Annotated in this window: 14 protein-coding genes; 9 read left to right on the top strand and 5 right to left on the bottom strand. The window is 62.0% G+C overall.

Annotated features, from left to right (window positions below; all coding sequences use genetic code 11):
* Positions 1-11 precede the first annotated feature (11 nt).
* From Hhyl2_RS04270 to Hhyl2_RS04260, 3 genes are all read left to right on the top strand, one after another.
* Positions 12-758 (top strand): MBL fold metallo-hydrolase, encoded by a 747-nt coding sequence (locus tag Hhyl2_RS04270; protein WP_483549491.1) that lies wholly within the window; start codon positions 12-14, stop codon positions 756-758.
* An 83-nt stretch (positions 759-841) separates the two neighbouring features.
* Positions 842-1,297 carry a DUF7992 family protein gene (locus Hhyl2_RS04265; RefSeq protein ID WP_483549490.1) on the top strand — a complete coding sequence of 152 codons (456 nt, stop codon included), beginning with the start codon at positions 842-844 and terminating at the stop codon, positions 1,295-1,297.
* Between the two features lie 73 nt (positions 1,298-1,370).
* Complete coding sequence (locus tag Hhyl2_RS04260; RefSeq protein ID WP_483549489.1) at positions 1,371-1,550, top strand: HEWD family protein; 180 nt, start codon at positions 1,371-1,373, stop codon at positions 1,548-1,550.
* 152 nt (positions 1,551-1,702) lie between these two features.
* Here the strand turns inward: Hhyl2_RS04260 and Hhyl2_RS04255 are convergent, their stop codons facing one another.
* A complete protein-coding gene (locus tag Hhyl2_RS04255) occupies positions 1,703-4,621 on the bottom strand; it encodes an oligosaccharyl transferase, archaeosortase A system-associated (protein WP_483549488.1) in 2,919 nt (972 codons plus the stop codon).
* A 94-nt stretch (positions 4,622-4,715) separates the two neighbouring features.
* Here Hhyl2_RS04255 and aglG point away from each other — a divergent pair, with 94 nt between their 5' ends.
* The 4 genes from aglG to Hhyl2_RS04235 all read left to right on the top strand — a co-directional run bounded on the left by aglG (position 4,716) and on the right by Hhyl2_RS04235 (position 9,077).
* Positions 4,716-5,651 carry a glucosyl-dolichyl phosphate glucuronosyltransferase gene (aglG, locus tag Hhyl2_RS04250; protein ID WP_483549487.1) on the top strand — a complete coding sequence of 312 codons (936 nt, stop codon included), beginning with the start codon at positions 4,716-4,718 and terminating at the stop codon, positions 5,649-5,651.
* Positions 5,652-5,654: 3 nt separating this feature from the next.
* Positions 5,655-6,803 carry a glycosyltransferase family 4 protein gene (locus Hhyl2_RS04245; protein ID WP_483549486.1) on the top strand — a complete coding sequence of 383 codons (1,149 nt, stop codon included), beginning with the start codon at positions 5,655-5,657 and terminating at the stop codon, positions 6,801-6,803.
* A gap of 117 nt (positions 6,804-6,920) precedes the next feature.
* Positions 6,921-7,898 (top strand): alkaline phosphatase family protein, encoded by a 978-nt coding sequence (locus Hhyl2_RS04240; RefSeq protein WP_483549485.1) that lies wholly within the window; start codon positions 6,921-6,923, stop codon positions 7,896-7,898.
* A gap of 39 nt (positions 7,899-7,937) precedes the next feature.
* Positions 7,938-9,077: a glycosyltransferase gene (locus tag Hhyl2_RS04235; protein WP_483549484.1), complete on the top strand. Its 1,140-nt coding sequence runs from the start codon at positions 7,938-7,940 to the stop codon at positions 9,075-9,077.
* 28 nt (positions 9,078-9,105) lie between these two features.
* Here the strand turns inward: Hhyl2_RS04235 and Hhyl2_RS04230 are convergent, their stop codons facing one another.
* Both Hhyl2_RS04230 and Hhyl2_RS04225 read right to left on the bottom strand, forming a co-directional pair.
* A complete protein-coding gene (locus tag Hhyl2_RS04230; protein WP_483549483.1) occupies positions 9,106-10,518 on the bottom strand; it encodes a lipopolysaccharide biosynthesis protein in 1,413 nt (470 codons plus the stop codon).
* Positions 10,519-10,607: 89 nt separating this feature from the next.
* Positions 10,608-11,486, bottom strand: a complete 879-nt coding sequence (locus Hhyl2_RS04225; RefSeq protein WP_483549481.1) for a glycosyltransferase family 4 protein — start codon at positions 11,484-11,486, stop codon at positions 10,608-10,610.
* 406 nt (positions 11,487-11,892) lie between these two features.
* Here Hhyl2_RS04225 and aglJ point away from each other — a divergent pair, with 406 nt between their 5' ends.
* Positions 11,893-12,918 carry an S-layer glycoprotein N-glycosyltransferase AglJ gene (aglJ, locus tag Hhyl2_RS04220; protein ID WP_483549480.1) on the top strand — a complete coding sequence of 342 codons (1,026 nt, stop codon included), beginning with the start codon at positions 11,893-11,895 and terminating at the stop codon, positions 12,916-12,918.
* On the opposite strand, the gene Hhyl2_RS04215 is transcribed toward aglJ, so the two are convergent.
* A complete protein-coding gene (locus Hhyl2_RS04215; protein ID WP_483549479.1) occupies positions 12,915-13,241 on the bottom strand; it encodes a hypothetical protein in 327 nt (108 codons plus the stop codon). The genes aglJ and Hhyl2_RS04215 overlap by 4 nt on opposite strands.
* A gap of 129 nt (positions 13,242-13,370) precedes the next feature.
* The gene (locus tag Hhyl2_RS04210) at positions 13,371-13,715 is read right to left on the bottom strand and encodes a winged helix-turn-helix transcriptional regulator (RefSeq protein WP_483549478.1); all 345 of its coding nucleotides are present in this window, start codon (positions 13,713-13,715) and stop codon (positions 13,371-13,373) included.
* A gap of 136 nt (positions 13,716-13,851) precedes the next feature.
* Between Hhyl2_RS04210 and Hhyl2_RS04205 the strand changes: the two genes are divergently transcribed.
* Positions 13,852-14,271, top strand: coding sequence for a DoxX family protein (locus Hhyl2_RS04205; protein ID WP_483549477.1), 420 nt, complete (start codon positions 13,852-13,854; stop codon positions 14,269-14,271).

Genomic DNA, 14,271 nt, shown 5'->3' with positions numbered 1-14,271 from the left:
TACCGTCCGGTATGACCATCAGACACGACGGGATCACTGCGGAGTGGCTCGGCTACGCGACGCTCAGACTCGAAGGCGCGGAGACGGTCGTCTATCTCGACCCCGGCCGGTACGGCGTCCTGACCGGCGACTGGGAACCCGACACGCCCGGAGTTGGGCATCCGCCAGCACAGGACTACCGCCCGCAGGACGGCGATATCGTCTGTGTCACCCACGTCCACCACTACGACCCGGACGGCATCCGCCGGGTCGCCAACGACGACGCGACCGTCGTCGCGTTCGAGGGGATCGACGTCCACCAGTCCGACCGCGATCTGGATCGCCTCGCGGACCTGCCCTACGATGTCCGAACGGTGTCGATGGAGGCGGACATCCTGGTCGACGACGTTCCGATCTGGACGATGCCGGCCTACAACCACTCCGACGGCCCCAACACCGACGCTCAGGGCAACCCGCACCACCCGGAGGGCATCGGCTGTGGCTTCCTGCTCGCGCTGGACGACACGCGGGTGTTCTGGCCCGGCGACTCGGACGTCCTGGAGGGCCACGCCGAACTGGACGTCTCGCTGTTCGTCCCCTCCATCGCCCGGAGCTACACCATGGACCGCCACGACGCGGCCGACCTGGCCGAGGCGATGGACCCCGATCTGGTGTTGCCGATCCACTACAACACCTTCGAGAGTCTGGAAGCTGACTCCGGCGCGTTCGCGACCGACGTAGCGAAACGGGGTGTCCCGGTCGTCCTCGACGAGCGCTGATCACAGGTCGCCCCCGATACGACCGAGTTCGGGACGCGACCGACGGCGCAGAGATTTATCCCGGTCGGCGCCGAACGCCCGGTATGGGACTCGACGTCGAGACGCCAGCAGCGCCAGCACTCACCCCGAGCGCCGGGACCGACGAGTACGACGACGTGTCGGTCGACGGCGACGACTATCGCCGCTCGGAACTCGCGACCGCCCTCGACGACGGTGCCTGGGAACAGGCCTTCGACGAGTGGGCGGCCCACACGGATCTCGACCGCGAGGAGTGGGTCATCGTCGAGGATCTCGATCTGGTCCGCGAGTTCGACTTCTTCTGGGACTCGTTCGCGGGACGGGTGGGGTATCACGCACCCGGCCTCCCGGAGAACTGGCGCGAGCGGGATCTCCACCCAGACCTGGACTCGTGGGAGACGGTCTCGGGCATCAACGCCGCACTGACGGAACTCGGACAGACTGTCTGTGACGTCCTCGCAGCGGACTACCTCGACTGGGACGCCGAGGCGGTCGACGCGGAGGACCTGCCCGATTTCTGAGACGGATCGGTGACGTGACTCATCTCGGTCCGTGACCGGCACGCTGATTAGCGCCGCTGTACTGACACCGGATATGGTAGCAATCGAAACGCCCCACGAACGGACGTGTGAACGGTGTGGTCGGTGCGACGTCTGGGACGACGAACTGACCAGTTGGACCATCGCCGTCGAGGACGGCGAGAAACAGGCCGGGAACCCACACTGTCTCCACGAGTGGGACATCAACGGGTCGTTCAATCCCTTGCCGAACTGACACACACGCTTTTTCGAGACCACCGGTCACGGAGCTACAGTCGAAACGATCGATACACCGATCGCACGACCATCATGCGATCGGGTGGATACTGAGGGGGACTGTAGCCGTCGTTATCGGCGACAAATCGTCGAAAACGGTCCAGCGACCGATCAGCTCTCAGCCGGCGCCGCCGGCGAGAGGTTACTGTTCGAGCTGTTGGCCCTTGCCTGTGCGGACTGCAGTTCGACCGTCGTCGCGGTGTCGTTCTCGCCGATGACCTGGCCCTCACTCACGTGGGCCGTCGCGCCCACCGGCGTGATGCTGCCGTCCTGGATCGTGATCGCCTGGAACTGATAGGGGCCGGTCGCACGGACGCTGACGTTCGTGTACCCGTCTTCGGGACCGTACTCGTCGTAGCCGGTCGTCGAGTACGGAACGGTCATCTCGAAGTTCCCGGCATCGTCGGTCTGGGCACGCTGGCGGTAGACGAAGGTCTCGTTGGTCTGCGTGTTGCGCATCTGGACGCTGACCTGGACGGTCGTGTTGGCCGGACCGGACCCTTCGATGGTTCCACCGGGGACCCGCTCGAAGATCTTCGTCCACGCCGGCGAGTTGTGGTGCATGACGCTCGCGAGGTTGTCCTGCACACAGTAGGTCGTCCCGCCGATCGGGGCTTTCGTCTGGTTGGCGCCACAGGTGCCGTTCGCGCCACGGCGTGGCGGCAGATTGAGACCCTGTAGCTCGGTGAGGACAGCGCGATTGTGACTGGAGGACTGATACGCACTGCCGTTACTGGACCCGACGTAGCGGTAGTGCTCCATCGCGGGCACCCGCTGGCTCGGCACCGCACCGAACCCACCGACCTGTGCGGTACCGTCCTGCTGGACGTAGTCCCGTGCGGCGCTCATGTTGGAGAACGTCCGGATCGGTTGGTCTGCCGGGACCCGTCTGGACTGTCCGTTCACCGTCGAGATCTCCCAGTCCAGCACCACGGGTTGGGCGCTGACCCCGCTCCCGTGGTACTCGTAGAGGCGGACGACGGTGCTGTTGTAGTAGTCCTGCGTGCGGTAGTAGAACACGTAGTTGCGGGCGTTCTCACTCCCCGTACCGCCGATGAGGGGCTGGTAGTAGTCGCCCTGTGTGGAGTCGTCGTCGAACTGTGGCGGTGCGAAGAACTTCCCGCCGTAGCCACGGCCAGCGTGGACCTGGGCCATCTTCCAGTCGACCGCGGCGTACTGGGTGCGGGCATCGTCCTCGTCGTGCTGCCGAAGCGCCTCGTTGGCCTCCGTCTCGTTCTGTGCGAGCAGGAAGTTCGAGGCGACGGTGGTCCCCTGCTGGAACGGGTTAGCGTTGGGGATCCGCTCTGCACGGGTCGTGATCCAGTGCCCGTAGTCCCACCAGGAGATGACACCGTAGTCGCCGGTCTGGTAGTCGAAGTCCTCACGGTTCTTGTAGGTCCCGTAGTAGTCCAGCGATTGTTCGTCACCGGTGCCGTATGCGCCGACAGCAGGCGTGTTACCCTCCATCCACTGGAGACTGTCGTCCCAGTTCTGGATGCCCTCGCTCGGGCCGGCCGAGTTACCGTAATCGACCGCCGTGGGCTGGACGACGACCAGCGGGGCGACGACGACGATCAACAGCGAGACGACCGTCATCACTTCGTAGGCCTCGATCGAGCCATCCGACGAGAAGTCGATCCAGGCTACCAGCCGGCCGACCAGAAGCCCTGTGATCGCGCCGATCGGGAACACGAGGTAGTAGCCGAACCGGGCCTGTGTGAACGTCGCTGCGAGCAGGAAAATACCCCAGACCGCGAGCAGGAACTCCTGCCCGTCCGGGTCGCTCGCGAGGAACTGCTCGGCGAAGATGACGAGGACGCCGAGTGCTGCGATGAAGACGGTGAGACCGTACCGTGGGTAGAGGCTGTTGGGGTTCAGCGGCTGGGCCTCACCGACGGTCCCCGCGGTGGGGCTCGTCGAGAACCCGATGACACGGAGGACGTTGTCGACGAAGAAGCCGAACAGGTCTGGCAGGAGGACTGCCGTCACTCCGGCCAGCACGCCGATGATGCCGAAGACGGTCACCGGATAGAGGTTCGCGTCCAGGGACTCGCGATCGAAGTACCGGGCGAGCCACGCCATGAACACACAGCCACCGGCGACGGCGAACGAAAGACCCGGCTGGAGCAAGGAGTGTCGAACGGCGCTGATCGTCAGTGTATCCAGGCTGACAGTCGTCAGTACTCCGGCGGTCCCCAGGGCGATAGCACCCGTAATCGCCGTGTGTTCGGGGCTCTTTCCGCGGACGAACTCGATAGTCAGGCGCAGGAGCAGGAAGACCCCGAAGATACCGAGCAGGAGGACACCGGGCGGCCAGGTCCAGAGGTAGGCTGCGATAGCGACCCCAGTGAGGACGGACCACAGCACCGTCGAACGGAGGGCTTCGACGTCGCGGTCCTGGAACTGTTCGAGCACCGGTTTGTCCCGGTTGGCAGCAGTCACTGCGACCATCATCCCGAGCACGGCCGTGGTCTGGAGGAAGGCCTCGGCGACGTGGTGGTCGAACGTCCCGACGAGGCTCCGGCCCAGGAAGGAGCCAGCAGACAGCGCCAGGACCAGAACGGCCGTCACACCACCGAGTCGACCACCAACGCGACGTCCCATCACGTACATCGGGATCGCCGCGAGCGTCCCGAGGACGGCCGGGAAGAACAGGGCCGTCATCGCGATGGTGTTCTCGGTCGGCGACCCGAGGCCGACGATCAGCGCGATGGTCGCGACGACCTGATCGAACAGCGTCCCGAACTGACCGGAAGCCGTGCCGATAGGGAACTGCGTCCACGGATCGAAGGGCAACGTCGCCGGCCAGTTGCGCACCGTATACACCGTCGTCCGGTAGTGGTACCAGGGGTCGTTCCCCGAGAACAGCACTTCACCGTCGACGACGAAGTTCTGCCAGTTGCGGACACGATTCCACAGCATGAACCCGAGCAGTGCCAAGAGGACAGGGACGTGGTACCACCGCTCGACCTTGTCCAGGGCAGCCTCGAGTTCGGGGTTATCCTCGAATTGGCCCCGCCATTGACTCATTGGACGGAAAGACTGGCATGGCGCGCATAAGCCTTTTGACCTCCGGCGAGCGGGGATGGAAACGCCTAAAACGGCACACGGCACACGAGCGAGCATGCGCGTCTCGGTCGTCGTCTGCACGCACGCGATGGACCGGTACACTGACTGTTACGAGGCCGCCCGGAGCGTGCTCGACCAGACGCACGACGACGTCGAACTCGTGCTCGTCTCCGACGGCGACGAGGCGGTTGCCGAGCGGTTCCGCGACGACTTCGGCGACCACGAGGACGTCCGGGTCCACTGTAACGACGAGAACGAAGGTCTCGCGGTCAGTCGCAACAACGGCGCCGAGGTCGCGACCGGCGACGTCGTCGCCTTCCTCGACGACGACGCCATCGCCGCCCCGGACTGGGTGGCCGAACTCGTCGCGACCTACGAACGCGAGGACGTGCCCGCCGTCGGCGGCAAGCAGGTGCCAGCCTGGGTCGCAGGGAAGCCAGCCTTCCTGCCCGCGGAGTTCTACTGGCTCATCGGGGTCACGCATCTCGGGTTCGGTCCCGACGGCGACCCGGACCAGCCAGGCGAGGTCCGCAACACGTTCGGCTCGAACATCTCCTTCCGGACGGACGTCTTCGAGGATCTGGACGGCTTCGAGAAGGAGATCGGCGGCCGAAAAGGTGACAAGAACCTCCAGGGCGAGGAGACGGAGTTCTGTGCCCGGCTAAAAGAGGAGTACGGCTACGGCGTCTACTACAACCCCGACGCCGTCATCGCCCACAAGATATTCGACTACCGGACCGATCCCGGCTGGCTCGTCGACCGGGCGTTCTGGCAGGGGTACTCCAAACGTGGCATGGAAGTGCTCGTGCCGGAGTCGACCGGCGACGAGTCGGCGTTCCTCTCGTCGTTGCTGTTCGACTCGGTGCCCAACCGGCTGGACGGCATCGTCACCTCGCCCTCCGTCGCTGGCGTCCTCCAGCTCGTCTTCCTGTTCGTGCTAACCGGGGCGGTGGGTGCCGGCTACCTCTACGGGATGACGGTGTGGAGGTGACTGATGAGCGGAGAGCTACCGGACGTCTGTGTCGTCACGCACCCGCTGGCGGCTGCCGGCGAGAATGCCACCCGGAGCCTGCTCGATATCCTCGGCGCCATCACGGGAGTCGCGCTCGTGACGGCGAATCTCCCGGCCGACTCGGAGATCCGCGACAAACGCGAACTCGTCGAGCTCACACAGAAGGGCGCCGGTGACTCGGTCGTCGTCGCCGCCGTCCGGTTCCTCCTGAACCAGCTCCGGATGTGCAGGGTGCTGGCGGACCGCGACGAAGAGGTCGTCCTGTTCTACGGCGCGACGTCGTACGTCCTGCCGATCCTGGCCGCGAGGCTCTTGGGAAAGACCGTTCTCGTCGAGCCACGCGGCGACGTGCCGTTGACACTCCGACTCGCCTGGGAACAGCGGCTGCCGATACCTCTAGCCCGGATGCTAGCTGGTGTCGTCGAACTGCTCGAACGGACCGGATTCTGGCTGGCCGACGGCGTCGTCACCTACACTCCCGAGATGGCCAGACAGCTCGAACTCCACCCCGAAGCACCGGACGTCTATCCGACCGGGGCCCGCTACGTCAGGACGGACGAGTTCGACGTCCGGACACCCTACGCCGAGCGGGACCGCGTGGTCGGCTTTCTGGGCCGTCTCGACGAGGAGAAGGGCATCCGAGAACTGGCGGCCGTGGCTCGGGACCTGCCCGACGACGTCACCTTCCGGTTCATCGGCGACGGCGCACTCCGGGAGTGGTTGGAAGGGGAACTCGCCGCCGAGATCGACGCCGGTCAGGTCGAACTGACTGGCTGGGTCGACCACGACGACGTCCCCGAGCAGTTGAACGATCTCTCCCTGCTCGTGTTGCCGTCCCAGCCCACCGAGGGACTACCGACGACGATTCTGGAGGCACTGGCCTGTGGTACGCCCGTCCTGGCGTCACCGGTATCGGGCGTTCCCGACGTGGTACGCGACGGCGAAACGGGGTTTCTCCTCGAATCACGCGATCCAGCGGCGTTGCGAAGCGACATCACAGAGATACTCGACGACGCTGACTTGCCATCCATCAGCGAGCAGGGGAGAGCGCTGATCGAGTCCGACTATAGTTTCGCTGCGGCCTGTGACCGATATCGGACGATTCTCCAGGATATCCAGTCCAGCGTGTAGACGGAACACCACAGATGCTACGGCGGACAGAGACGCCCGAGACCGGTGAGTAATCATCTGGCCCGCGGAAACGTCTCCGAAAAAGCTTAATCCGTCCCGGAGCTTGGTTCCGCAATAATGGTTTTCGTTGTGTTGGGTATCGATGCATTAGATCCCGAGATTGTCGACCCCGATACACATCCGAATCTCACGCTGTCGGCACACCGGCCGATTGATACGATCGTCAGTGTCGAAGGCGAGCCGAGCACACACGAACTGTGGCCGACGATCATTACCGGGTTGCCACCTGAAGAACACGGGCTGCAACTTTCGGACGGCGTCGCCTGGCAAAACCCACTACTCAAGATCGGTAGCCGATTCGCTGATTGGGTGCTTCCGTCGTCAGTTCAGACTCGAATCGGGGCGTGGTTTCTGAACAATACGGCAGAGGACGCCTTCCGAATACCTGCGACATACTACAAGGAGAACAATCTCTCGACGGTGTTCGATGATCGCGATGCGACGGCGATCGGTGTCCCGAACTACGTGGTCGATCCCGAGTCCGAGGACCGTGAACACAACCTCAGACGAAATCTCGGCAGCCTGTTCGAACGTGATCCAGACGCGACAGGCGGTCACCGGTCCGCTGACCCGGCTGAATTCTATGAACAGTGCCTGGAGATGTCAATGATACGTATCGCTCGTACGCGGAGGGGCCTCCGTGGCCGTCGTCATGAATTAGTGTTCGGATACACGAGTGGACTCGACCTCATCGGCCACGTCGCCCATAGCCGCCCGGCGCTACAGGAACGTGCCTACGAGGAATTAGACGAGTTCGTCGGAGAGTTGCGAGCAGACCTCAGCGAGTCGGACGAGCTGCTGTTAGTGAGTGATCACGGACTTCAGGACGGGTTACACACGGAGAAAGCGATGGTTGCCGGGACATCGGCGGACCTTGTGGCCGAGATCGATTCAGTTCTGGATGTCAAAGCCGCGATCGAAGCCGAACTGGCTGGTGGAACACACGCACCCGAGATCGACGAGCGAGAGACACAGGACAGCTCTGCAACGGGAGAACAGGTCCAAGAACAGCTCGAGGACCTCGGATACATGTGAATCGGTGGTTTAAATTTGGAGAGTGGCTTCGGTCCCCGTATGGATATTCTCTTTACGACTTCGATGGATCTAGCGGGTAGATCCGGCGGGAATATTGCGACCCGCGAAATCGTGACTGCGTTGGGTAACCACCCCGACATCACGCTCTCTCTGATCTGTCCACGTCCGGTAGATGGGCTACCAGCGACGGTAAAATCGGCTGTAAACGAGACGTGGTTTGTACCTGAACAGACACTGACGGCCAGGTGGCATCTGTCTGCACAGCTCCCGACACTCCGGGGACTGATCACAGCGGTAAGACGGTCACGCCCGGATATCGTCGTCTCTCGGGTGGGGCCCTCGACACTCTTCCCTCCGCTTGTGGCGAAAGTTATCGGTGCTGAATACGTCGCACTCGTCCGCGGTATGGTCGGGCGAAACCTCCGGTTCGAATCTCTGGTGTATCAGGTCGTTCGATTCAATGCGTTGCTGGCCGACGACGTATACGTCGCCTACGAAGAACTTCGGGAACTGCTGGAGTCGTACAGGCTTTCGTTCCAATCAGCAGTGAAAGTGTTTCCAAACGCAGTCGACCCGGAGACGTTTCGTCCGATAGAACGATCAGTCGCCCGTGATCGGATCGGTCTCGATGTCGAAAGCGACGCGTTCGTCGTTGGGTTTGTCGGCAGCCTCAAGGATCGGCATCTCCTGACCGAGTTCGTCGAGGCAGTCGAACGTGCCAACGAGACGCTGTCTATTCATGCGGTTATCGTCGGAGACGGACCGCTCTACGACAAACTCGAACAGCTCGTCGACAGGAGAGGGATTGCCGACGTAGTTACGTTTACAGGGTTCGTCGATCACGAGCGCGTCAACGAGTACATATCAGCATGCGACGCCCTCTACGGAGCGGTCTCGCCCGACAAACCGTCTAACCCGATCAAATGTTACGAGTATCTCGCCTGTGAACGGCCGATAATTACGACTGCGGTCTCCGAGTTTTCGTTTGTTCTTGACTCGGAACTGGGAGTGTGTGTGGACGAACCAACGCCTGCAGCAATCGCAGAAGCGATCCAGACCCTCGCGGGGACCGACATAGAAGAGCGGCGTGAGATGGGTCGTCGGGGACGTTCTTACGTCACCTCGAACCACACGTGGTCGGCGCTCGCAGACGAGATCGTAGCGAGTTACGACGCGTAGCTGTTCCCTGTGACCATGCCCAGTGTTATTACACCGCATCGCCTGGAACCATCCGGAGCAGCTTCTCCCGAATATCTGTCGAGAGATACACCAACGTCAGAAGGTATATCGGCGCAGCAAGGAAGATAACTAGCATCGTCGAAGCGTTCGACTCCGAGACGACAGTAGAGAGCGCGACGACGACCGGAACCATCGCCCCGGCAGCGAGGAATTCGTACCCGATCTCGCGGATGGGGACCGGAAACGGTCCGATAAGAGAGCGGGTCGCACGGTACCCATACACTGCGAGGACAGCCCCACTCAATAGCGTCGCCGTAGCAGCGCCATACCAGCCGACCGTGGCGATGAGAACCACGTTTAGAACGACGTTCGCAACGAAATACGTCCCGTTGATTCGGAAGGCGATATTGGGTTTATCGATAGCATTGATCAGGCTGACGAACTGCTGACCGAAAGCCGCAGCGAGCCGGGCCGCAATTAGTATCACGAGTATCCACTGTCCCTGGCCGAATTCCGGCCGGTATATTTGTAAGACCCAGTCTCCGATAAGCACAGCACCGGCAAACCCGGGAATCAAGAGGACACCGACGAAGACGATACCGTCGGAGAGGAGTTCTTTGATTCGTTCTGTGTTCTCTCCGGTTGCGAGTTCACTGATCTCTGGGAACAGTGTACTACTGATCGACTTCGTAACCAGTGCTAGAAACGAAGCAAGCGTCCAGCAGGCTTCGTAGATGCCGATCAGTCCAGGTGGAACGAAAAACCCCATGACTGCGGTGTCCATCCATCCCATCGTCTGTGATCGGAGGCTCCCGAGCCACGCATACCGGGCAAACGAGGCGAGGTCGGCTGCTGCAGCTTTCGACGGCAGCCGGGGACGATAGCGGAAGAACACCAGCCCGAGACCACTGGCAAGGAGAAACGAGGTAATGTAGCCGTAGAACAATCCCAGGAGTGCAAATCCGTTCAGTGCAAGCACTATCTGTACAGCCAACCGCACGAGGCGCTCGACCGTCCCGATAAAACCCGAGACGGCCACTCTGTTTTGCCCGACGAGTGACGCGACGACGGTATCGAACAGGATATTACAGAGTAGTGCCGCCGCGAGTGCATGTGTGACCTCGCCGCCGACGTACGACTGTACGTACGGTGACAGAAAGAGAAGTATGCCGGCGAGTCCACAGGCAGGAAGGAGTGTCAGTAGAAACCCCGTACTCAGGAACGTTCCTTCGTTCTGACGTTCACTCACACGTTTCGTAATCGCTTTCGTGACGCCGTTGAACGGAAACTTCAGCCAGAAGACTACCCCGATACCGAGTGTGTACATTCCGAGCGTCGAGGCGCCAAAGTACCGAGCAATAAACAGCGCCGACATGAAACCAGCAAGTGACCGCAGTACCTGTGATGCGAAGTGAAGAACGGCAGTCCGGTCGGTTCGCATTCGAATGGATGATTCAGAGTGGGGATATATACATCACGTGATTCGAAGAACTGTCCTCGCCGCGACGAAAGTCACACCCCGAGAGCACGTCAGCGACGTGCAAGTTCGCGGTACACCTGCACGTGTGTCTCAAGTGCCTGTTCGACCGTCAGTGGCATCTCGTCGAGTGTCTCGAGGCCCCGGTTGACCTGTTCCTGATACCGCTCCGTATCGTTGACGAGTTCGAGTGCCGTCTCCTGTACTGCTTCGGGAGTCCGGTCGGCCCAGACGTACGTACCCCGGTCTTTGAACAACCGTTCGATTTTTCCTTTCGCAGTGGTCAGGACAGGGGTTCCACAGGCAATTGCCTCGAGACCGACGTTAGACGTATTGTCGGTCTTTCGCGGGGCCAAGAGCACGTCGGCAACGTTGTAGTAGTCGGGTGTGCGGTCGTTGTCGACAAAGCCCTCGAACAGTAGGTCATCTCGGTTGCGGAACTCGTCTTCGAGAGGTCCAGCACCGATCACGACTACTTCGACCGCATCGTCGTCGGCACACCGTCGTGCGATATCGCTGACGATATGTGCACCCTGTGACTCGGTGAGCTCACCGACGTAGAGCATGACCGTGTCGGCGGTGATACCGAACTGCTGACGGAGTTCCTCGATACGCTCCGCGGAGTACGGATAGAACTTGTCTCGATCGATCGCAGCCGTACAGACAGCCGTCGAGAACCCCCACCGCTCCCAGCGTTTCTCGTCGGCCAGTAACTGGATCTTCTTGTCGATCCCGACTAGACGACCCAGCGCCCGGTGACGATGCCCGATTTGTATCCCAGGCCCCACTCCGGCTACCAGTGGGCCGCGGTATGCCGTCCGGACGAAAGTGACCTGATAGACGTTGATCGGAACGTGGACGACATCGGCATCACTGAACTGTCTGCGTGTGCTGCGCCAGGTATCTACGATATCCGAGACACTGACCTCCACGGCTGTAGCTGCCGAAGAGACTTTTTCGGGTTCGTTGGTGAGAACGACGACATCGTGATCCGTCTCTTCAGCAACAGCGTTGATAACCGTCTGTGCCCGGACGCGCGGACCCGTCCCCGAGAGATTATAACAAAAATATCCGATTTTCATTATTTCGAGCGACCTGAAGGTAGGTAGCGCAACGTAGTGACCTGGGTGTAATTAAATGCTCGCTCTGCGATACCCGTTCTGTTCGGTGGAAATCTAGCTGGCAGCGTGGAGGTGAACGTGCGTGAGCGGGCCAGAAAGTGGCATCTGCCTGTGGCCCAGATGAGACCGAACGTTCCGGACTGTCACGCCCGCCCCGATGTGTTGCTCGAGTCGTGGACCCGCATTTATTTGAGTCTCGGTGGCAGAGGAGCAGACAATGGCTGACCGCGACGACGTCTGTGTGCTGTTGCCGACCTACAACGAGGCCGAGACCATCGAGGCAGTCGTCAGTGGATTCCGTGGGGAGGGGTTCGAGAACGTCCTGGTCATCGACGGTGGGTCGAGCGACGACACACAGGAGATCGCCGCGGCCGCCGGCGCACGCGTCGTCCAGCAGTCCGGCGACGGCAAGGGTCAGGCGGTCCGCGAAGCCGTCCGCCGCCACGTCGACGCACCGTACGTCCTGATGGCCGACGGCGACGAGACCTACCGGCCGAACGAGGCTGACCGGATGCTCGAACCACTGTTCGACGGCCGGGCCGAACACGTCATCGGGAACCGCTTTGCGGATATGAAGCCCGGTGCGATGAGCAAACTCAACCAGACCGGAAACAGGATCATCAACTGGGCGTTCTCGGTCATCCACGGCCACCAGTACGTCGACATCCTGTCGGGCTATCGGGCGTTCACGCGGGAGTCCTTCGAACGGCTCTCGCTGTCCGCCGACGGGTTCGGCATCGAGACGGAGATGGCCGTCGAGTGTGTCAAACACAACGTCCGTGTCACGGTCGTGCCTATCACGTACGAACCGCGGCCCGACGAGTCGGAGACCAACCTCCACCCGTTCCGGGACGGCGCGACCATCATCCTGACGCTCTACCGGATGGCCAAGACCAACAACCCGCTGTTCTACTTCGGGAGCGTCGGGTTCAGCGCCATCGGTGCCGGCCTCTGTCTGGGGGCCTACGTCGCCTACGACTGGTTCGTCAACGGCATCTCACACGAGGTCATCGCGATGGTCGGCGGTATCGCCATCGTCCTGGGGCTGCAGCTGCTGATGTTCGGTGTCCTCTCGGACATGATCGTCACCGTCAACCGGGAACAGACCCGGCGACTGGAGGACATCGCGACGAAGCTCTCGGCGGAGACGGAGCAGTCGGTGGAGGCTGCGAACCGCGAGACCGACGACGCGACCGCGGACGGCGAGACCGAAGCGGTCGCGCCCGGTGAGACGGAAGACTAGAAGGGAACGAGCGCGCGCAGTTGGGAGATGAGACTGTTACTGGTCGCCTCTCGTTTCCGTTCGAAGACCGGGTGCAGTGCGTTCAACAGTTCCTGTTCGTTCTCGAACTGTCTGACGCTGGTCTCGCCGAGCGCCTCGGCGACGGTCACCGAGTGACCGGCCGCGTCGAACGGGACCTCGACGTGTCCCGCGATCTTGCGGACCTCGTCGGCGGTCGCCGGGTACTCGATCTCGACGTCGGACAGGCGTGCGTCGAGTGCCGCGATGCCGAACTCGATGACGTCTGGCTCGTCGTTGTCGTCGGCGGGTGGCCGTACTCCCATTAGTATCCTGTAGGACGTACTCGGTGGAAAGTCCTGTGTTGTGCGGTCATAGTGATTAGTGTAGATTATGTCCGGATAGCGCCGCCTCCGGGGATGGCGCGTACCGGTACATCGCTCCACTAATCACTATCAGTCGTCGGCCGGTGCCAGCCACTCCTCGGCCCAGTCCTCGATCTCCTCGAACACCGGACAGAGCGACCGCCCTTTCGGTGTCAATTTGTAGTACGTCGCGACCGGGGCGTCCTCCTCCAGGCGTCGCTCGACGAAATCCATCTCCTGAAGGTCGTCGAGCACGCGCGAGAGGGTCCGCGAACTCGCGTCGGTGGCTCGCTTGAGTTCGTTGAAACGGCGTTCGCCGTCCTGGAGTTCGTGCAGGACGACCAGCCGCCACTGTGAGCCGATCTGGTCGAGCGATTCGATGACCGCACAGGGGCCTGCCTCGCTCTCGGATTCGTGGCGTAGTTCGGATGACATCGATGATACCTGATCACACCTATGTCCGGGAATCGATATATAGGTTCGGATTCGAACCAAGTAACGTAATGAAACTACAATCCACGCTGCGACGCATCGGCGCTCGAACGACCGCGACCACGGCGGTGACTCCCTGATGGTCTACGAGAGTGCCGGCGCGGCCGAACTGTTCCTGCTCGGCCGGGTCCTCTTCGGCGGCATCCTGGCGTTCACGGGCCTCAATCACTTCCTGAACGCCGAGGGGATGATCCCCTACGCGGAGATGAAGGGGCTGCCGGCGCCTGCCGCCGCGGTCTACACCAGCGGTGGCCTGCTCGTCGTCAGCGGGCTGTTCGTCATCCTGGGCGTCTATCCGGTGTTCGCCGCCGGCGCGCTCGCCACGTTCCTGATCGGGTCCGCTGTCACGATGCACGACTTCTGGGCCGTCCCCGAGGACCAGCAACAAGACGAGATGACCCAGTTCCTCAAGAACGTCGCCATGGCCGGCGCCGCGTTCGCGCTACTGGCCGCGGCCGGGACGAGCTGGCCCTACAGTCTGGGCGTCGGCCTGTTCTAA

The organism is Haloarcula sp. H-hyl2 (genome assembly GCF_056934385.1).
Note: the sequence above shows the minus strand (reverse complement) of the source record. Positions and strands in the feature narration are given on the sequence as shown.

Coding starts and splice junctions, on each gene's coding strand:
- Hhyl2_RS04260 (WP_483549489.1), top strand. CDS start 1,371: ATGGTAGCAATCGAAACGCCCCACGAACGGACGTGTGAACGGTGTGGT.
- aglJ (WP_483549480.1), top strand. CDS start 11,893: ATGGCTGACCGCGACGACGTCTGTGTGCTGTTGCCGACCTACAACGAG.
- Hhyl2_RS04265 (WP_483549490.1), top strand. CDS start 842: ATGGGACTCGACGTCGAGACGCCAGCAGCGCCAGCACTCACCCCGAGC.
- Hhyl2_RS04270 (WP_483549491.1), top strand. CDS start 12: ATGACCATCAGACACGACGGGATCACTGCGGAGTGGCTCGGCTACGCG.
- Hhyl2_RS04205 (WP_483549477.1), top strand. CDS start 13,852: ATGGTCTACGAGAGTGCCGGCGCGGCCGAACTGTTCCTGCTCGGCCGG.
- Hhyl2_RS04235 (WP_483549484.1), top strand. CDS start 7,938: ATGGATATTCTCTTTACGACTTCGATGGATCTAGCGGGTAGATCCGGC.
- Hhyl2_RS04210 (WP_483549478.1), bottom strand. CDS start 13,715: ATGTCATCCGAACTACGCCACGAATCCGAGAGCGAGGCAGGCCCCTGT.
- aglG (WP_483549487.1), top strand. CDS start 4,716: ATGCGCGTCTCGGTCGTCGTCTGCACGCACGCGATGGACCGGTACACT.
- Hhyl2_RS04215 (WP_483549479.1), bottom strand. CDS start 13,241: ATGGGAGTACGGCCACCCGCCGACGACAACGACGAGCCAGACGTCATC.
- Hhyl2_RS04240 (WP_483549485.1), top strand. CDS start 6,921: ATGGTTTTCGTTGTGTTGGGTATCGATGCATTAGATCCCGAGATTGTC.
- Hhyl2_RS04255 (WP_483549488.1), bottom strand. CDS start 4,621: ATGAGTCAATGGCGGGGCCAATTCGAGGATAACCCCGAACTCGAGGCT.
- Hhyl2_RS04245 (WP_483549486.1), top strand. CDS start 5,655: ATGAGCGGAGAGCTACCGGACGTCTGTGTCGTCACGCACCCGCTGGCG.
- Hhyl2_RS04230 (WP_483549483.1), bottom strand. CDS start 10,518: ATGCGAACCGACCGGACTGCCGTTCTTCACTTCGCATCACAGGTACTG.